General features: G+C 52.0%; 20 protein-coding genes, 3 tRNA genes and 1 pseudogene. 19 read left to right on the top strand and 5 right to left on the bottom strand.

Annotated features, from left to right (window positions below):
- The first annotated feature begins 149 nt into the window (after positions 1–149).
- The 14 genes from ACQ86N_RS34740 to ACQ86N_RS34675 all read left to right on the top strand — a co-directional run bounded on the left by ACQ86N_RS34740 (position 150) and on the right by ACQ86N_RS34675 (position 13,166).
- Positions 150–743 carry a sigma-70 family RNA polymerase sigma factor gene (locus ACQ86N_RS34740; RefSeq protein ID WP_431217712.1) on the top strand — a complete coding sequence of 198 codons (594 nt, stop codon included), beginning with the start codon at positions 150–152 and terminating at the stop codon, positions 741–743.
- 76 nt (positions 744–819) lie between these two features.
- Positions 820–2,028 carry a FecR family protein gene (locus tag ACQ86N_RS34735; RefSeq protein ID WP_431211055.1) on the top strand — a complete coding sequence of 403 codons (1,209 nt, stop codon included), beginning with the start codon at positions 820–822 and terminating at the stop codon, positions 2,026–2,028.
- A gap of 205 nt (positions 2,029–2,233) precedes the next feature.
- Positions 2,234–2,914, top strand: coding sequence for a carboxypeptidase-like regulatory domain-containing protein (locus ACQ86N_RS34730; RefSeq protein ID WP_431211054.1), 681 nt, complete (start codon positions 2,234–2,236; stop codon positions 2,912–2,914).
- Positions 2,833–5,688 (top strand): SusC/RagA family TonB-linked outer membrane protein, encoded by a 2,856-nt coding sequence (locus ACQ86N_RS34725; protein WP_431211053.1) that lies wholly within the window; start codon positions 2,833–2,835, stop codon positions 5,686–5,688. The genes ACQ86N_RS34730 and ACQ86N_RS34725 overlap by 82 nt, the downstream gene beginning before the upstream one ends.
- 20 nt (positions 5,689–5,708) lie before the next feature.
- On the top strand, positions 5,709–6,011 hold the full coding sequence (locus ACQ86N_RS34720; protein WP_431211052.1) for a hypothetical protein: 303 nt from the start codon (positions 5,709–5,711) through the stop codon (positions 6,009–6,011).
- Positions 5,966–6,829 (top strand): RagB/SusD family nutrient uptake outer membrane protein, encoded by an 864-nt coding sequence (locus tag ACQ86N_RS34715; RefSeq protein WP_431211051.1) that lies wholly within the window; start codon positions 5,966–5,968, stop codon positions 6,827–6,829. The genes ACQ86N_RS34720 and ACQ86N_RS34715 overlap by 46 nt, the downstream gene beginning before the upstream one ends.
- Positions 6,778–7,185, top strand: coding sequence for a RagB/SusD family nutrient uptake outer membrane protein (locus ACQ86N_RS34710; RefSeq protein ID WP_431211050.1), 408 nt, complete (start codon positions 6,778–6,780; stop codon positions 7,183–7,185). Before ACQ86N_RS34715 ends, ACQ86N_RS34710 begins: the two co-directional genes overlap by 52 nt.
- 24 nt (positions 7,186–7,209) lie before the next feature.
- A complete protein-coding gene (locus ACQ86N_RS34705) occupies positions 7,210–8,343 on the top strand; it encodes a TlpA family protein disulfide reductase (protein ID WP_431211049.1) in 1,134 nt (377 codons plus the stop codon).
- 18 nt (positions 8,344–8,361) lie between these two features.
- Positions 8,362–9,411, top strand: a complete 1,050-nt coding sequence (locus ACQ86N_RS34700; protein ID WP_431211048.1) for a TlpA family protein disulfide reductase — start codon at positions 8,362–8,364, stop codon at positions 9,409–9,411.
- Positions 9,412–9,708: 297 nt separating this feature from the next.
- Positions 9,709–9,999 carry a protein-disulfide reductase DsbD domain-containing protein gene (locus tag ACQ86N_RS34695; RefSeq protein WP_431211047.1) on the top strand — a complete coding sequence of 97 codons (291 nt, stop codon included), beginning with the start codon at positions 9,709–9,711 and terminating at the stop codon, positions 9,997–9,999.
- 15 nt (positions 10,000–10,014) lie between these two features.
- On the top strand, positions 10,015–10,887 hold the full coding sequence (locus ACQ86N_RS34690; RefSeq protein ID WP_431211046.1) for a protein-disulfide reductase DsbD family protein: 873 nt from the start codon (positions 10,015–10,017) through the stop codon (positions 10,885–10,887).
- Positions 10,874–11,680 (top strand): thioredoxin family protein, encoded by an 807-nt coding sequence (locus ACQ86N_RS34685; protein WP_431211045.1) that lies wholly within the window; start codon positions 10,874–10,876, stop codon positions 11,678–11,680. The genes ACQ86N_RS34690 and ACQ86N_RS34685 overlap by 14 nt, the downstream gene beginning before the upstream one ends.
- Positions 11,681–11,746: 66 nt before the next feature.
- Positions 11,747–12,571, top strand: coding sequence for an ABC transporter ATP-binding protein (locus ACQ86N_RS34680; protein WP_431211044.1), 825 nt, complete (start codon positions 11,747–11,749; stop codon positions 12,569–12,571).
- A gap of 76 nt (positions 12,572–12,647) precedes the next feature.
- Complete coding sequence (locus ACQ86N_RS34675) at positions 12,648–13,166, top strand: hypothetical protein (RefSeq protein ID WP_431211043.1); 519 nt, start codon at positions 12,648–12,650, stop codon at positions 13,164–13,166.
- A gap of 367 nt (positions 13,167–13,533) precedes the next feature.
- On the opposite strand, the gene ACQ86N_RS34670 is transcribed toward ACQ86N_RS34675, so the two are convergent.
- From ACQ86N_RS34670 to ACQ86N_RS34650, 5 genes and pseudogenes are all read right to left on the bottom strand, one after another.
- Positions 13,534–13,619: transfer RNA gene (locus ACQ86N_RS34670), tRNA-Leu, on the bottom strand.
- A gap of 98 nt (positions 13,620–13,717) precedes the next feature.
- Positions 13,718–13,790 (bottom strand) — tRNA-Gly (locus ACQ86N_RS34665).
- Positions 13,791–13,912: 122 nt separating this feature from the next.
- The gene (locus ACQ86N_RS34660) at positions 13,913–14,134 is read right to left on the bottom strand and encodes a hypothetical protein (RefSeq protein WP_431211042.1); all 222 of its coding nucleotides are present in this window, start codon (positions 14,132–14,134) and stop codon (positions 13,913–13,915) included.
- Positions 14,135–14,465: 331 nt separating this feature from the next.
- Positions 14,466–14,888 (bottom strand): glycosyltransferase family 2 protein, encoded by a 423-nt coding sequence (locus ACQ86N_RS34655; protein ID WP_431218023.1) that lies wholly within the window; start codon positions 14,886–14,888, stop codon positions 14,466–14,468.
- Between the two features lie 88 nt (positions 14,889–14,976).
- A pseudogene (locus ACQ86N_RS34650) lies at positions 14,977–15,114 on the bottom strand (glycosyltransferase); the annotation flags it as partial.
- Between the two features lie 138 nt (positions 15,115–15,252).
- Here ACQ86N_RS34650 and ACQ86N_RS34645 point away from each other — a divergent pair.
- The 5 genes from ACQ86N_RS34645 to ACQ86N_RS34625 all read left to right on the top strand — a co-directional run bounded on the left by ACQ86N_RS34645 (position 15,253) and on the right by ACQ86N_RS34625 (position 17,436).
- Entirely contained in the window at positions 15,253–15,843 is a 591-nt protein-coding gene (locus ACQ86N_RS34645; RefSeq protein ID WP_431211041.1) for a hypothetical protein, read from the top strand.
- The gene (locus tag ACQ86N_RS34640; RefSeq protein WP_431211040.1) at positions 15,837–16,058 is read left to right on the top strand and encodes a hypothetical protein; all 222 of its coding nucleotides are present in this window, start codon (positions 15,837–15,839) and stop codon (positions 16,056–16,058) included. The genes ACQ86N_RS34645 and ACQ86N_RS34640 overlap by 7 nt, the downstream gene beginning before the upstream one ends.
- Before the next feature lie 52 nt (positions 16,059–16,110).
- On the top strand, positions 16,111–16,506 hold the full coding sequence (locus ACQ86N_RS34635) for an ATP-binding protein (RefSeq protein ID WP_431211039.1): 396 nt from the start codon (positions 16,111–16,113) through the stop codon (positions 16,504–16,506).
- A gap of 208 nt (positions 16,507–16,714) precedes the next feature.
- Positions 16,715–16,800 (top strand) — tRNA-Leu (locus tag ACQ86N_RS34630).
- Between the two features lie 147 nt (positions 16,801–16,947).
- Complete coding sequence (locus tag ACQ86N_RS34625) at positions 16,948–17,436, top strand: hypothetical protein (RefSeq protein ID WP_431211038.1); 489 nt, start codon at positions 16,948–16,950, stop codon at positions 17,434–17,436.
- The last annotated feature ends 1,137 nt before the right edge of the window (positions 17,437–18,573 follow it).

Genomic DNA, 18,573 nt, shown 5'->3' with positions numbered 1-18,573 from the left:
ATAAGTGTGTGGATCATCGAGCTTGGTATTTGCTATTGGGATTTTGGCGGGCAAATAAAGCTAATATGATGTTTATTTGGCGGTTATCGTATATTTATCGGCAAACGAGGTTGGAGATTGATTTGTAAAAATGCCTCGTTCGCACAAAGCTGAGCAAGGGAAACTATATATATAATGAGTCGGAACTGCTACGAGAAATCCAGACGGGTAATATTGCCGCGTTCGATCAGGCGTATCGTCAGCTGTATCCGGCACTGTCGCTGCTGGCGTTCCGGCTATCCAGGTCGAGGGAGCTGGCGAAGGACGTGGTCTCCGATGTTTTCCTCCACCTTTGGGAGGCAAGGGGGAAGCTTGACAAGGTAGCCAATTTGAAAGCATATCTTTATATAAGTACGCGGAATCGTACACTTAATTACCTGAAAAGCAAATCTGTAAGTGGTTCCGAAGCGTTGACGGAGAAGGCGCTGGCCTCGCTGGAGCAGTCTGCGGAAAGCTTCTTCGAGGCGTTGTTGCATGCGGAAACGGTGAGAGCACTGCGGGAGGCTGTGGACGCGTTGCCGGTGGAGTGTAAGCGGGTGGCGGAACTAGTTCTGAAAGGGCACTCGACAGGAGAAATTGCTGAAATGCTCGGAATCTCGCCGTCGGCGGTCAGCCATCAGAAGGCCAGGGCTGTTCGCATCTTGAAAGACAATGTTTTATTGATGGCTTTGGTCGCGCTTCCGGCTTGTCTTTTTGGGGGTTAAGATCAGCGTATTACGGAACTATTAAATTTTTTTAAGCAGGGATCAAATTTTACCTACTCCAATTGTCTTTATATCAATGATACCTTCTTTCACCAACCCGGATGAACAGCAATCAGCGGTATTGATCAGGATGGCCGGACTTATCGCCAGGGAGCGCCTTGGCGAGCTGACCGATGCTGAACGGGAGGAATTGAACGCCTGGTTGGTGAACGATGAGCATCGGGTATGGAAGGATCGGTTGACACCGGAGCATATTTCCCGGTTGTTAGAGACCTACCAATCTTATGAGATGGAAGCGGAGGCTTCTTTGGTGGCATTCCATGACAAACATTTCAGAACGGCGGCTGTGGTGCCCATTCAGCGGAGGCGCCGGATGATCTGGTGGGCGGCTGCCGCAGTGGCGGTACCGCTGGTGATCGCAGGTGTTTGGTTATCTGGCAGAAATAAGATGCTGCCTGTGCTTGCAAAAAACGATACCGCTGCTATCCAGCCTGGGAGGAATACCGCGACCCTGACGCTTGGTAATGGGAGTCATATCACGCTAGACACTGGAATGGCGGGGCAGGTCGTACAGAAAGGTAGTGTGCTTGCCCGTTATGAGGGCGGTAAGGTTGCCTACGACGCCAGGAACTCTGCCGATAAGGCAATAGAATACAATACTCTCGCAACCGCGAGAGGCGGACAATACCAACTGGTGTTGCCGGATGGTACAAAGGTGTGGCTGAACGCGGCCTCTTCTATCCGGTATCCGACCGCATTCAACGGAAAAGAGCGGAAGGTGCAGCTGACCGGGGAAGGATATTTCGAGGTAATGGATAGAAAGGATCAACCTTTTGTAGTGGGGGTGGATGGGATGAATGTGAAGGTGTTGGGAACGGAGTTCGACGTTATGGCGTACCCTGAAGAAGGCAGTAAGAAGACGACGCTGGTGCAGGGCGCGGTTAAGGTGGAGAATGGGAACGAAGAGCGTGTATTGAAGCCGGACGAGCAGTCGGTGGTGACGAAGGATGGGGGGCTTACGGTTGCGACGGGAGTGGATATTGAGCCTGTCATTGCCTGGAAGCTGGGTTTCTTCCAGTTCAAACATACGGATCTAAAGACGATCATGCGACAGATCGAGCGATGGTATGATGTGGATGTTGTCTACCGGCGCGAGGACCTGTCCGGCGAATACGGCGGCAGGATCAGCCGCAAACTTAACCTATCCGAATTGATCAGCCTCCTGGAAGGTAATGGAGTGGGCCATTTTAAGATGGATGGCCGTAAGCTGATCGTTCTGCCTTAACTATTGTTCATTCGTTAGTCACTTATTGGTCTGAAAAAAGGCCAGTGGCGGTCTCACGCGCCCTGGCCGGCATTTTGGATCGATTGCGGATACTGCTTTACTAGTTAACCAACAACTTCAACCAAAACTGTTCAAAAGTATGATTTTCTTACTTAGAAAGTTGCCACCCCGTCGTGGGATACTTTCGACCAAAACTGCGCGGATCATGAGAATTTCTTCTTTTTTGTTACTGGGGCTGGCTCTACAGGTGTCTGCCAGCGCCCTTTCCCAAAAAGTAACGCTTGCCCTGAAGCAGGCACCGCTTTCCAGGGTATTTGACGAGATATCAAAGCAGACAGGAATGTCGGTCGTCTATAAAGAGGATCTGATCAGAGAGATCCCACCGGTGACGGTGAATCTGAAGGACGCAAGTGTTGCCGAGGTGCTGGATAATTGCCTGAAGGGTTTGCCGCTCAGCTATGAGATTGCCGGGACGATCGTCAAGGTGAGAGCCCGGGGTTCGATACGGGACGAGTCGTCTCCAACGGATACGGCGAAGAGGCCGGGGGCGCCCGTGGATGTTAGCGGTCTTGTCTGGACAGGTGGTAAGCCGCTGGCCCGGGTGTCGGTGATGCTCGAGCCGGGGAACCGGGGAACGGTGTCGGACGAGAATGGGGCTTTTGTGATCAGGGGTGTCCCGTCGGGGTCATACGTACTGAAGGTTACGAGTGTGGGATACCGGCCGGTTACGAAGCGGATCTCGACGGCGCAGGGTGCGGTTGCGGTCAGCATAAGTATGGAGCCGATGATCACGGAAGCGGAAGAGTGGTGGTTACCAATGGATATAGTCAAAAGAAACCCGGTGAGATCACGGGTTCCGTTCAAACGATCTCCGGGGACGATATAAGGAAAGGGGTCATGACGTCCGATCCGGTGTCATTGCTGAAGGGGCTTGCGACGGGTCTGTATATATCGGAGCAGAATGCGGCCGATCCGACGAGCAGCGGCGGGCAGATCTTTGTCAGGGGGCAAAGCAGCATTGCCGGCGTGGGAGTAGACCAGATAAACGAATATGTGATGCCCAGTCTCAACTATGGACCGCTATTGGTAGTGGACGGGGTCATTATGCCGAATCAGAACTTAAAGGATGTGGTAACGGCGCAGGAGATTGAAAATATCACCGTGCTGAAGGATGCTTCTGCGACGGCGATCTATGGCAGCCGGGCCGCTGCCGGGGTGTTGGTGGTGACGACAAAGCGGGGGCGGGAGAACAAGCCGCGTCTTACCGCGGAGGTCAAGTACGGGTTCAACCGGCCGAACCTCGGTCATTTGCACTACCTGTCGGCTCAGGGCCTGTTTGATCTGCAGAAGGAATACTATACGCAGGATTACCAGGTCAACGGCGCCGCCTATTCCGGTATGTGGCCTTCGTTGCAGGACTATCTGACCTATAAATTACCGGCCGATTCCGACGTCGCGAGACCTTATGACTGGACGAAGTACGCTTACCGCAGCAGCGCCTCGCAGGAAGTGGACCTTGCCGCCAGTGGCGGGAATGACCGTACCCGGTATTATATGGGTGGCGTCTACTACAACGAGCAGGCCACCGGTGTACAAAACTCTTTGAAACGGGGGTCTTTCCGGGTGAACCTGGAAAGCAAGCTCACCAGCCGGCTGACGGCAATCCTGTCGATCAACGGTATCTTCAATAGCGGCAAACGGGACTTCAATGGCACCGCGCAGTCGTTGCAGAGTCTTGTTCCCTGGGCGAGACCTTATACAAGCGCAGGGACGCTGCGGCCGTATTTGTTGTATACCGTCGACGGCGCGACGACACAGGCTGTCAATCCTCTTTTTGACAACCAGTACAATTTTAACCATCTTCGTTCGCAGCTGTTGTTTGGAAGCCTTGGGCTGGAATACAAGATTACGGACTGGCTGACTTTCTCGACGACCAATACCGGCAATCTCAACTACGGTCAGAATGAACAATATGCGGATGTCCGGTCCTACTACGGGAGCGGACTCTTTTATTCTCCGCAGGGATGGCTGGGGACGAATACCAGCTATCTGCATTCTTATCTCACCTCCAATAAGCTGAACTTCCGGAAGAGTTTTGGCGATCACCTGATCAGTGCGTTGGCGGCGATGGAGTTTGGCGAAACCACGAGCGAGACGATGGTGGTCAATGTCAATCATGTCCCTGCGGGTTATCCGGTGATCACGCTGGCCGGGCAGGTTGGTGGTTCTGCGGATCTGAGCGCGTTTGGTATCCCACAGACGAAGCAGGATAATATCAAGGGCGGGAAAACGGTGCAGGGCGTCTATTCGATGTTCGGCGAGGCCGGCTATACTTACAGGAATCGTTATACGGTAAGCGGATCGATCCGGACGGATGCGTCGAGCAGTTTTGGCAAGAACAACAGATACGGGACGTTCTACTCTGCCGGCGCCGCGTGGGTGATGAGCCAGGAGAATTTTCTGAGGGGGTCGCACACGATCAGCAATCTGAAACTGAGGGCGGATTATGGAACGAGCGGGTCGCAGCTGGGGGATAATTTTCTGACGCAGACCCTTTACCAGCCGGTCAATCCGTATAGCGGCCAGCAGGCATCGACGATCGCCATCCTGGGGAATCCGAGTCTGCAATGGGAGATCACGAAGACGACCAATGCGGGCATCGATATAGGTCTTTTTAGACGGGTAACGGCCAGTATCGATGTGTATGACCGGATCTCACAGAACCTGTTGCAGAAGGTGACGCTGCCGTCCCTGGCGGGCTTTGCGCAACAGTGGCAAAATGTGGGTAAGGTCGCCAACAGGGGTGTTGAGTTATTGCTTACGTCCAGGAATATCGTAGGGAAGAATTTTCAGTGGACGACTTCTTTCAATATGAGCTATAACAGGAACAGGATCCTGGAGGTAGCCAATGATTCGCTGCAGCAGGGTTATTCTACCTATAACACCTATTTTTTGCACAAAGGCGATGACATCAATTCGCTGAAGGCGATCAAATATGCGGGGGTGGATGCGCAAACGGGGAAGCCGCAGTTCGAGAAGCTGGTCTTTGACGGCAGCGGTAAGGTCACGGGCAAGCAAATTGTCAACGATCCGACGGAGGCCTATTCCGACTACCGGAATTTTCAGACGATCGGCAGCTTCCAGCCGCGGTTCAACGGCGGTCTGACGAATACGTTTGCTTACAGGCAGTGGACGCTGAACATCCTGGTCACGTATGCGCTGAAGTATACCATTATCGACAACTACGCGGAACTGGATCAGAATTTCCGGGTGGGCAGTCAGCAGCAGATAGCGCTGGGCAAGGGGCAGGTCATGTGGACGCATCCCGGTCAGACGAATGCGACGGAACCCTGGCTATACTATCAGTCGAATACCTATTATTACGGTACGTCCAAATATATGCACGACGCCAGTAATGCGCGGCTCCGGACGGTGCGGCTGAGCTATGATCTGCCGGGGGAAGCGGCGAAGAAGGCGAGGCTGGCGGGGTGTACTTTCTACGTGAGCGCTGAGAATCTGTATACGCTCTATTCCAACAAGGTCATTTCGTCCGACCCTGAGGGGCCATCGGTCGGGACGGCGCAGGACTTTGGAAATTCGATCGGGGGTCAGCCTGGTGCACCACGGCGGTATGTTCTTGGGTTGCAATTGTCTTTCTAACCGGAGTAAATAAGTAAAAAATGAAAAAATCAATCATATTCCTTTCGATACTGCTGGTCTGCGCGGCGTGTAACAAGCAGATCGATGACATCAAGCCGCTTACGCAAATAGATGCTTCGGGGCAGCTGGGGTCGGTGCAGGGTATTCAGCAGGCAACCAACGGCAATTATACGCTGCTCAGCAATACTGTGACTGGAACCGGGCTTACGACCTATGATCTTGCTCTTAACGATATAACGGAAACCCGCGGCAATAACGAGAAACCCGGCGCCTGGGGGTGTCGGGACAAGCTGACGGACGCTTTCTTTTTCAGAACTCATTGAGTCCCGCCGCAGGGTATGGGCCGATCGTATATAAGGGGTCTTACCAGGTGATCACGAGCATCAATGTAACGCTGGAGGGGATTGCTTCCTTTTCGGCGGCGAACTTTTCTTCGCTCACTACTGCCGATCAGCATAGCCTGTTGTATGCCGAGGGGGAGAACCGATTCCTGCGGGCGATGGTCTATTACAACCTGGTCAACATCTTCGGAAAGCCTTATTACCTGGCGAGCGGTGGTGATCTGGCGGTGGCTATCAAGAAGACCGGCAGTGCGACCGAGATCCCGAGCAAGTCTTCTGTAAAAGATGTGTATGCGTATATCGTCGCGGAACTGCGGGCGGCGGCGCAGCTGATGAAGGCGCCGGTGGCCGGGACAAACGCGTTTGCGAGCACGGCGGCCTGCTGGGCACTGTTGTCGCGGGTGTACCTGTATATGGGCGGATCCGTTGCAAATCCGGACCCGTCGGCGAACCAGCTGGTAGTCTCCTATGCCGACAGTGTGACCGACCAGAGCAACGGGCTGTATGCCCTTGCGCAAGGGGCGACCTATAGCAATATGTTCGGCGATGACTCCCGGGGACAGCTGGGTAAGTCGAAGACCTTTTCCAGCAACCCGGAGATCGTCTTTTGTAAGGACAATTCGACGGGCGGGACCGTCATCGACATATTGTATCATTTTTCCCGGATGCGGGCGCTGGCGGGACCTTTCTGCCTTCATCGGACCTGTTGTCCCAGTATGTTGCGAATGATGTGCGGGGAAGTTTTTTTATGGTCAATACCTCCACGGGCTTTACCGAGAGCACGAAGTGGAATTGCCTGAACCAGGGTGGGGCGACTTTTGGTCCGCAGATCTTTTTGCGGATGGGCGAAGTTTATCTGAATCGTGCCGAGGCTAATGCGAAGCTCGGCAATATGACAAAGGCGAGGGCCGACCTTAAGGCCGTTCATGTCCGGGCAGGATTGCCAGGATCAGATATCGACAATCTTGCGGATAACGCCGTGCTGGCGGCGGTGCTGAAGGAGAGAAGGCTGGAGCTTGCGTTCGAGGGGCAGAACAGCTTTGACTATTTCCGGAATGGGCTTCCGATGACGAGGACGGCTGCTGACTTTAACGGAACGACGTTGACCGTGCAGCCGACGGATGCGACGGTTGTATTTCCAACTCCGATTTTTTAACTGGTTAACTATAAAATTATGTTTATGAATGGTAAGACATATTGGGGAAAAGTGTTCGCGATGATCGTTGCCCTCGGAATGAGCCTGAGTGGTTCGGCTTCCGGAATAACGGATGACTCTGTGTTGAACGTTGGTGACAAGATCCCCGAGCTAAAGTATGATAAGTGGCTGAAGGGGGCCCCGATAAAGAAGTACGAAAAAGGCCGTCTGTATATTTTCGAGTTCTGGGCGACCTGGTGTGGTCCCTGCCGGGCGTCGATGCCCCATTTGTCGGAGGTTGCTGAAAAATATAGGGACAAGCTGACAGTGGTTGGGGTAGACGTGTGGGAGAGCTCGGGCGGGCATACGCCGACGATCACGCCGGAGAAGTTCGTGAAGATGAATGGAAACAATATGCGGTACAATGTCGTGACGGATACCAAGGATGAGTGGATGGGAAATAACTGGATGAAGGCGGCAGGGCAGGATGGCATCCCCTGCAGCTTTATGGTGAAGGATGGTGTTATTCTCTGGATCGGCCATCCGATGAATCTCGATTCGGTGATCGAGGTGGTGAACAGCGGGAAGTATGATCCGGTTGCGGTAAAGGAGGAATTCCGGAAGAAGGCGAGCGCGCGAGCGTCGGAGGAAGCGCGTTGGCATAGGGTATTCGATCCGATCGACAGTGCTGAAAAGCATGGGGAGTATGCCCATGAACTGGAATTGATCGAACAGGCCAAGAAGGATATGCCTGACGGCGTACAGTACCTGGAATTCAAGAAATTCTGGATGTTGCTCGATCATGTCGATGAAGACTCTGCTATGCGCTTTCTGAAACGCTGGCAGTCCGAACCTCAGGCTCAGTTCGTGGCTTCTTCGGCCGCAGTCATCTTTGAAAAACAGGGCCGGAAGAAGGATACTTACCTGTATGGTGTCGAGCTCTCGAAGAAGGCAATGGACAATGCTGTGGCTCAGGGAGCGCCGGCTTCTCTTTTCCAGGAGATGATGGCGAAAGGGTATGCGCAGGCGGGTGAGTATAAAAAGGCCGTCGCGACGCAACAGACCGCACTGGACGCATCCAGGAGTGCAGTCGCCGAAGGTAAATACAAAGGCATGATCGGACAGGATACGATCGATAAGATGGAGAAGGAACTGGCTGAATATAAATCCCATTTGTAGAACAAAAAAACAGTAACCATGAGACGGGTGCCTACTCTGGTGGCGTGCCTTGGGCTTGCCTTATTCGTCAATATTACTTTAACTCTGAAGGCGCAGGACAGTGCAACGCTTCATATCGGGGATGCGCCGCCGCCGATCCGGTATTCAAAATGGATACAAGGAAGTCCGAAGATATCGTCGCTCGATCCTAACATGGTCTATGTCCTTGAGTTCTGGGCGACCTGGTGCGGGCCCTGTATCCAGGCGATGCCTCACTTGTCCGAGCTGTCCAAAAAGTATGCGGGCCGCATTACGTTCGTGGGCGTGGATGTTTGGGAGAATAGTCATGATGCTGACGATAAACGGCCGCAGGAAACCTATTTGCCAAAGGTTGTGCAGTTCGTCCAGGGTCAGGAAAAGCTGGGCCGGCTGACCTATAATGTCGTTGCGGATAATAATGCGGAAGATATGGGAAAAAATTGGCTGAAAGCTGCCGGCATCGAGGGCATCCCTTCATCCTTCGTTATTCAAAACGGGAAGATCGCCTGGATCGGGCACCCCTATTATCTGGATTCTATCCTGGCGGCAGTGAACGCGGGAAAATTTGATGTCGAAGGTACGGTGAAGAAGATCAACGAGGAGAAGCAAAAGCGGCTGAAGATGGATGCGCAACTGGCAGAAGGACAGCGATTGTATAAAGGGGCTGTGGATGCGAAGGACTACGACAGGGCGTTGTTGCTGATCGATACGGCGGTAGCCCGGTATCCCAATTTTTCCTACCGGTTTGCGGAAGATAAATGGAAGATCCTACGGGAACATTATGGGGACGATCAAGTCCTTGCCTATGGCCAGGTGTTGGAGAAGGACCGTTTACTGGGTCAACTAGTCGTCCTTTGGCTGTATATGGATAAGGAGCAGCAGTCTCAGCGGTTGAAGGAGTTTGCCATCGAGGCATGTAAGCGGATGGACCCGAAGGGGGGAATTACCGGGTATGGAATTACCTGTCGGACCTACAGGCAAGGGCGGGACATTATGGTGATGCGGCAGCGAGCGCCAGGAAGGCTGCCGAGGTGGCGAAAGCGGATATGAATGGCAAGAATTTTAATGGGGATGTGACGCAGATGGATATTGACGGATTCATCGAAAAGGCGGCCGGCTACCAGAAAAAAGCGGATGAAGAGCAGCATAAATAACCGTTAATGCAATATTGTTACGGACAAAAACAGAAGCGTATGAGGTGTTTAATGATAATGGCATCCCTGATGATCGGGATTGCCGCGAGTGCGCAGATATTGAAGCCGGTGAAGCTGGAGCTATGGGGCGAAAAAGGTAAGTGAGACGGAGGCGATCGTTTTTCTCCGCGCGACGATCGATTCGGGATGGCATGTGTATTCGCAGCATATGAAGGAGGGTGGGCCCATTCCTACGAGTTTTACGTTTGACAAGTCGGCTGACTATTCGTTGGATGGAAAGACAGTTGAGCCCAGGCCGACGACGCGTATGGAAAAGGTATTCGGGATGAATGTCAGCTATTTCGAGCGGAGCGTGATCTTTCAGCAGAAGGTGAAGCTGAAGAAAGGTTCGGCGACGGTGACGGGTAAGCTCGGCTATATGACCTGTAATGATAAAGAATGTCTTCCTCCTGATGACGTAAGATTCAGCATTCCGATCAATTAAACCGGACTATATCAAATGATACGAAAATTTCTGGTATGCCTCCTGCTGGCGTGCTCCGGCGGAGCTTTTGCCCAGACGCCGAGAGTGGTGGAGAAGATCGAGAAGAAGGTGTTTGTGCAGGATACGACGGGGGTGAATTTTACGGACATAAAGACCGATACGGCGGCAGCTGCGGCAGTCGTGCCTGTGTCGACGATCCAGGTGTTGAAGCCGGCTGCGGCTCCCGTCCATCTTACGCTATGGATGATTTTTTTAGAAGGAATTGCCGGCGGCTTTGCCGCACTGCTGATGCCCTGTATATTCCCCATGCTGCCGATGACGGTTAGTTTTTTTACAAAAGGGGGTGCGAAAGGGAAGGGTGTTGACCGGGCGATGTTGTATGGCGTCAGTATCATAGGTATTTACGTGGGGTTGGGGTTGATCGTGACGGGTCTGTTTGGCGCGGATGCGATGAATAGTCTGTCTACGAATGGGATTTTTAACTTTTGTTTCTTTTTGCTGCTGGTTGTGTTCGCCGCGTCATTTCTGGGCGGCTTTGAGCTGACGCTGTCGCCTGGCATTGTCAATAGGATTGGGGCAAGGTCGGGCGGTAGTGGGTTTGCCGGTATCTTCTTTATGGCGGCGACGTTGGCGGTGGTATCTTTTAGCTGCACGGGGCCGATCATCGGGACCCTGTTGGTACAGACGGCGACGACCGGGGCGGTGCTGGGACCGGCGACGGGGATGGCTGGGTTTTCGTTAGCCCTTGCGTTGCCGTTCACGCTGTTTGCGATGTTCCCGGGGTGGTTGCGAAGGCTGCCACGTTCGGGAGGCTGGCTGAATAGTGTAAAAGCTGGTGTTGGGATTTCTGGAACTGGCGTTTGCGTTGAAATTTTTGAGCAATGTTGATCTGGCCTATCACTGGCATTGGTTTGACCGGGAGGTCTTTCTGGTGTTGTGGATCGCGATCTTTACGCTGATGGGGTTGTATTTACTGGGTAAGATTACGTTTAGCCATGATAGTCCGGTGGTGCACGTGTCCGTGACACGGCTTTTCCTTTCGATTGTGGTGTTCGCGTTTACGATGTACCTGGTGCCTGGGCTTTGGGGCGCGCCGCTGAAGGCGGTGAGCGCTTTTCTGCCACCGATGTCCACGCAGGACTTTGACTTGTCTGCGATCGGGGAGGTTGGGGGGACACCCAATGTTGCAGCTTCCGATGTTACACCGCATAAGTATGCCGATTTGTTTGACAAGCCGAAGGGGTTTCATCCTTTTTTCGACTATGACGAGGCGGTTGCGGCGGCCCGGCAAAGCCGTAAGCCGGTGATGATCGATTTTACCGGTCATGCGTGTGTGAATTGCCGGAAGATGGAAGCCAATGTATGGACTGACCCGCGGGTGCGTCAACGAATCAATGAAGACTATGTCCTTGTCCAACTGTATGTGGATGATAAGACGGACCTGGCTGCCGCGGACAGGGCGATCACTGCCGGCGGTAGGCAACTGACGACGATTGGGGCAAAGTGGAGCTATTTGCAGACGTCGAAGTTCGGAGCCAATTCTCAGCCGTATTATGTATTGCTGGACCCTATGAGCGGCCGGCCGCTGGTGTCGCCGCAAGGGGCGGATTATGATCCGGATGAATATCTGAAATATCTGGATAGCGGCCTGTTCAGATATAAAGAAAGGGTAAGGCCGTGATAGTGTTTCTCATGTGAGCGGCTCATGTCTATGGGCCGCTGTTTTGAAATTAAAAATATACCATTAATGACGGTTCTTGAATTGAAGAATATTCACAAGGCATATGGGACGACCAGGGCCCTGAACGGCGTCAGTTGCAGCATACCTGCCGGCTCGATCTTCGGCATTCTGGGACCAAATGGAAGCGGTAAGACCACCTTGCTGGGGATCGTTCTCGATGTCCTGAAGGCTGACGGAGGTTCGTTCAGCTGGTTTGGGCATCCGGGGAACGAGGGGCGCCGGGAGAAGATCGGTGCGCTCCTGGAGACGCCGAACTTCTATCATTATTTATCCGGTAGGCGCAATCTGGAGATTACCCGGCGGATCAGTAAAAGGGGTACTCCGGAAGATATTGACCAGGTGCTGAGAAAGGCGCGTCTGGCGGCACGGGCGAACAGCCGGTTTAGCACATACAGTCTGGGGATGAAGCAACGGCTGGCGATCGCGGGTGCATTATTGGGAGCGCCGAGCGTGCTGGTGCTGGATGAGCCCACGAATGGTCTGGACCCGGAGGGGATCGCTGAGATCCGCGAGATGATCATCGATCTCCGGGCGCAGGGACATACGATCATTATCGCCAGTCACCTGCTTGATGAGGTCGAAAAGGTATGTACGCACGCTGCGATCATAAAGAATGGCAACCTTATTACGTCGGGTGCCATCGGAGAGATACTGCGGGACCATGATCTGGTGGAACTGGCGGCGAAGGACATGCGTGCGCTTGGCAAAACGATGGAGGTGTTCCCCGGTATGCTGCACTACGAGGTCAATAAGGATGTAGTTCTTGCGGCTTTTGCCAGGAACTCGGTCGACCTTGAACGGGTCAATGAATTTTGTTATAAACGGGGGTGATACTGACACATATCAATGTGCAGAAGCAGCGGCTGGAGGAACGCTTTTTCGAATTAACCCAAAACGAATCAAAGTAATGTTGGACATCGTTAAAATAGAGTGGCTTAAGCTCAGATATTATTCGGCTTTCTGGTGGATTCTGGGGATTACGGCCCTGACGTATCCCGGACTGAATGCGATTATGCTGGCGATCTATCATAAGGCGTTCTCGACAATGAAAACGCCGGAGGAGAAGGGAAAGCTGATGATCGGAAACCCGTTTGGGTTCAACGAGGTCTGGCATACGGTAGGTTACTTTTCTTCCTGGTTCGTCTTTGTTCCCGCGATACTGGTGATCATGCTGATCACGAATGAATACACGTTTAAGACGCATCGGCAGAACGTCATTGATGGTTGGAGGAGGAGGGATTTTATAATGGGCAAGTTGCTGGACGTGGGTTTTGTCGCCGGGCTTATCACGCTGATCTATATTGCTGCTTGTGTGACCATCGGGCTGGAGAATACTGCTGCCGGTGACCAGCGGGGGAGAGCAGGATTGTGTATGTTGGTTATTTTTTGTTGCAGACGTTCTCTCAGCTCTCTATTGCCTTTCTGATCGGGTTTTTGTTGCGGAGTGCGGCGATGTCGCTGGGGCTGTTCATTTTTAGTAGTTTGATCTTAGAACCGTTGCTTCGGCCGCGCGTTGCGGGCTACGGGAACGAATGCGGGTCATTTTCTGCCTTTTGAAGTGTCGAACAGGTTGATCCCGCCGCCGGTGTTTTGGGGAAAGATCGACCCGGCCGAATATCAGCGGTCGATGGCTGAGACCGGTCATCATGTGATCTACACGGTTGTATTTACCGCGGCGGTCTGGATGTTATGTTTTCGATTGAACAGTCGGAGGGATCTGTAAGACGAACGCCGGGGGTCTGTTTCAGTCAGCCTTTCAAATGAAAAGCCCCAATCTCTTGATCGGGGCCTCGTACCGAGGACGGGAATCGAACCCGTACTCACATTGCTGCGAACAGGATTTTAAGTCCGGCGCGTCTACCAGTTCCGCCACCTCGGTAACGTTTCGCAGTAAGATCTGGCCATTGAATCGTGCGACTTATCAAAGATAAGCCTAAACAAAAATTCCACCTGGTATTAACCGATGGAATTTTGAAGAGCGGAAGACGAGGCTCGAACCCGCGACCTCAACCTTGGCAAGGTTGCGCTCTACCAACTGAGCTACTTCCGCATTGAAGAATTTATAGAAAGAACTTCACTTTTTTCCCTTTGATTGCACCTGTTTTCGCTGCTACAATTCTAATTGGGGGTGCGAAGATATGGAAAGTATTATTCCTGCAAAATTTTTTTAATCTATTTGTACTGAGGGGTGTACAGGGTGTTGCCGGGGACGTTGACCTGAGGCTTGCCCTTGTAACGGTGCTGGTACAGACCATAAGAGCCACCGATCAGCAGTGCAACCATACAGAATACACTGGAGGTAAAAAGGAAGACGGAAGAGTCTACCCAGCTGTTGGCAAAGTCCTTTAGTTTCGGGTCTTTTATCTCTATTGGTTGGTCTAATTGTTGATCCATAGTGATTTAATTGCTTTGCAAAGGTAGGGATTCGATTGAAAAATCAGCCTCTGCGCGGCACAATTTCTGTAAAAGTTTTCTTGCCTTTTACAAAGTATTGCCAGACAACGCTCCCCGTATACCAGCCTTGTAAGGCCGCGCGTCTTTTTTTGGGAAAACGCTTTTTTGCGGTGGAAGATGGCCCATCGGAGGGAAGGCGATATGGGCTGCCGGATTGCCCAGAAGTAGATTGCCTCGCCGGCAAACAATGATTTCCAAGCAGATATGGAGTCGAGGAGGAAACGAAACGGGAGTTTCCAGATGGCCTGTTCGAGGGGCAGGTTCTTGGCCATCATGATGAGGTTGTTCCGGAAGTTGAGCTTGACCTTCCGTTCGTTGCCCTTGGGCAGGGTCCCTCCCCCACGTGAAAGACGGTAGATTTGGGACAGCTGTATACCTTATACCCCGCCAGCTGGAGGCGCCAGCAGAGGTCGATCTCCTCCTGGTGGGCGAAGAAATAATTGTCCAGCCCGCCCAGCTCGTGATAGAGCCGCGCTCTGATAAACATAGCCGCTCCGCTGGCCCAGAAGATGGGCTCGGACTTGTCGTACTGGCCTTCGTCCTTTTCGCAGACGTCGAATATGCGGCCCTTTGCGAAGGGATACCCCAGATGGTCGAGCCATCCACCCGCCGCACCGGCGTATTCGAATAACCCGCGGTCGGCATACATCCTGATCTTTGGCTGACAGGCGCCGATGGAAGGGTTGCACTCCATCAGCTCGATAACCGGCTCGATCCAGCCTTTTTGCGACTTCGACGTCGGAGTTCAACAGCACGTAGTAGTCGCTTTTTACCTGCTTTAACGCTTCGTTATAACCGCCGGCGAAACCATAATTGCGGTCGAGACGGATGATGCGGACGCTGGGGTATTTTTCCTGCAGAAAGGGAATGGAATCGTCGGTAGAATCGTTGTCGGCAACAACTGACTTCGACGCCTTCACCGGCGCTGGCCGTCACAAAGGGTAAGAAATCGTTCCAGGTATTTACGTCCGTTCCAGTTGAGGATAACAACAGCTATTGTTGGCGTCATGGTCCCAAAAATAAGGGAATAGGCATAAATTCGGTCCATGATTCGGTCAATGCTTAACTGGAGGTCCCTTCTGGCCCTTGTTGCCATCGTAATTGTGAGCGCCACTATTATTTATTCACAATATCTGGCCAGGAAGATCGCCGCGGACGAGCGGCAGAAAATGGAGCTGTGGGTTGACGCGAGCAAGTCGATGCTGAGCAACCCCGGCATGGACATGACTCTGCCGAATCTTATCCGCAACGGGCAGCAGTCCATACCCATTATCGAAACCAACGAAAAGGACAGTATCACGGGGTTTGTCAATCTGGATACGGCGAGGGCTGCGCATGACAAGGGGTATCTGTACAGAAGACTCCGGAGCTTCAGGGCCGAGAATCAGCCTCTGATCATGAAACTTTCTGATAGCCCCTATATCGCCAACCGATATTATTATGGCCATACCACGCTGCTCGACGAGGTCCGCTACTATCCGCTGGTGCAGCTGTTAATTGTTGCGCTGTTCATCTTCTTTACGCTGTATTCTATCACTATCCGGAATAAGGCCACGCAGAATCAGCTGTGGGCGGGTATGGCGAAAGAGACTGCGCATCAGCGCTGGGGACGCCTGTTTCTTCTCTGGAGGGATGGGTGGAGATGCTGAAGGAAAGCGATCTGGACCCGAAGACGGTGGTGGAGATACAGAAGGATGTGGACAGACTGAAACTGGTCTCCGACAGATTTGGAAAGATCGGGAGTAAGCCGCAGCTGGAGGAGAAGGATGTGGTTGTCCAGGTTCGTAATATGATGGAGTATATCCGGAAGAGGGCTGCGGGCAGGGTACAGTTCAGCCTGCGGGGGCCGGGGGGGATCGGGTGAAGGAGTTGGGGGACGGACCGGAGAAGCTTCGGGGGCTGTGGCCGGGGAAAGTGTGAGGGGATTAGCGGGGGAGGGCCCCGGGGGTGTGGCCGGGGGAAGGGGGGATGGGACACTGTATGCGCGGATCTCGGGGCCGCTGTTCGACTGGGTGATCGAAAATTTGTTGAAGAATGCGCTGGATGCGATGGAAGGGAAGGGGAATATTTCGGTGACGATACAGGAGAATGAAAAGGAGATACTGATCGATGTCGCGGATACGGGGAAGGGGATCGCGGCGAAGAATCTGCAGAAAGTTTTCAAACCGGGGTTTACGACGAAGAAAAGGGGATGGGGGCTGGGACTTAGTTTGTCCAAGCGTATTATAGAACAGTATCATAAGGGGCAGTTGTATGTGAAGCAGTCGGAGCCAGGGAAGGGGACGACGTTCAGGATCGTGCTGAAGAAGTGAGGTGGGTTGGGGGCCGCGGAGGGGTTGATGGTGAAGCCGGTGGGACGGATTGAGCCTGGAGCCGCGATAGGGTGGAGTGGTTGAGGCCGGTGAGATGGATGATCGTGAAAGTAGAGTTGAAAAAATAGCGGGGTCTTTTGAAATATTGAATTGAAAACCGTAGTTTTGCAGCCACTTCAAAATTTCGAACCGGGGAGCCGGTATGGATGCGTGGGTGGCGAAATTGGTGAGACGCACTACTTTGAGGTGGTAGCGCTCGAAAGGGGCGTGTGAGTTCGAATCTCATCCCGCGCACAGAATAACGGTCTGACTATCAGACCGTTTTCGTTTTTAAAAAACTACAGTGACCGAAACAGTGACCAAACATTGGCTAAGTACGGAAAATATCGCGCTCCGCGCCTTTACAAAGGCGCACGGTGGTGAATTGAATATCAATTCCGCGTGCTCGAGTGTGTCCGTCACTTACACAAGAACAAGAAATGGGAGAAGTTTCGGGTCTTCGAAGACATTAACCGCTACAAGTCGGACGAGTACGCCCAGGCATTACTGACGGCTGTCAACTTCGCGCTAAAGGAAGGCTTTGACCCCTTCGAGTACGAAAAACAGTTCCAAGAGCAAGTCCGGGAGCAAATCGCCCCGGCGTCGATCAAAAACAAGGTTTGGACGATCATGCAAGGGCTGAGTTTTTTCCTGCAAAAATGGGAGAAGCGTGACAATGAGAGGGCAACGCTCCGCCGTTACCAACACCCTATTGAGTTATTGACCGAATGGTTGACCGTCCGCAAACTCCAAAACCAACCGCTCGATATCCTGACCGATGAGCATATCGAGGCATTTTTGGAAGAACACAAGGAGCGGCTGACATGGAGCAAACGAACCTACAATAATCACAAAGAGCTTTTTGCAGACGATCTTCAAATTCCTGGTTGATAAGGGGCTGATGAAATCCAATCCCTGTATCGGGGTGGCTTTGAAGAAGACCAAGTCGCAAAACCATAAATATTACGATCAACGGAGATTTGAGACGATCCGGGATTTGCTCAAAAAACATGATCCCGTTTTGTTCCTCGCTGCAAGGCTTGTTTATTACCTCTGTATCCGTTCCGACAAGGAGCTGAAATACTTCAAGGTCGCCAATATCTTTTTGGATCGTAAGCAAAGTGCTGATAAGGGCAGACGATAGCAAAACGGATAGCGATAGATATATTCCCATTGCCGACGAGATTTTGCCCGACCTGGAATATTTGGCGAAGAACTACCCGCCAGAATATTTTGTGATCGGTGCTGACTCAAAGAATAGGTTGTTCGGGAGAACAAACCCGGCAAAATACTGTTCAGGCGGATTTTCCTGTCAGCGCGTTTTGCGAAAATCAAGCAACTGGCCGTATTTACGAGTGATCACATGCTATACGGGTTAAGCATTCACTGATTATCTATTTAAAGAGTGACGGTGGTAACGACCCGAATATCATGCAGCTTACGGTACATACGACATATGAGGCATATTCCGCGTATTTGCGCGACCTTGGTAGGGAAGGTGACCCTGACGCTGTCAATCAGAGCAGTCGGAAGTTTTAAGACCTTATTTCAATAAGATCTGTGCTGGCCGGTTAATGTTATCGAAGCGTAAGAAATCAGTTATGACAAAAGTTTTGTGGTTTTCCTAGCCATATATACCCACTTTCAAGGCATGGTATTCCTTTCAAGCATCTGGTATTGAACTAAGTATTATCTTTCAACTTTACCGCGGAATACAAAATACAAAAATACTAACTTTATTAGTATTTTTGAATAATTTTGAGTAATTTGTTTAGTATGGCTACTTCTTATCCCAAAATAGATCAATTAATTAATCGGCTTGGTTTATCGCAAGGTGGTGGATTATATTATTTTCATCAATCTCACTGGCAAGAGAATGGGTTCTCTTATCGCGTAAAAAAGGCGCTTGAGGCCATCGAAGCCATATGCTTTTTATTCGATAAACGATGAGCCTTTTTTGCTATTTTTTGCTGCGGACAATGCACAAGAAATCGAGAAAATTCACAATCAAGCACTGGAATTTTCAAG

The sequence above is a fragment of the Puia sp. P3 genome, assembly GCF_050632245.1.
GTDB lineage: Bacteria > Bacteroidota > Bacteroidia > Chitinophagales > Chitinophagaceae > Puia.
The sequence above is the reverse complement of the archived record's forward strand: the minus strand, read 5'-3'. Positions and strand labels throughout refer to the sequence as shown.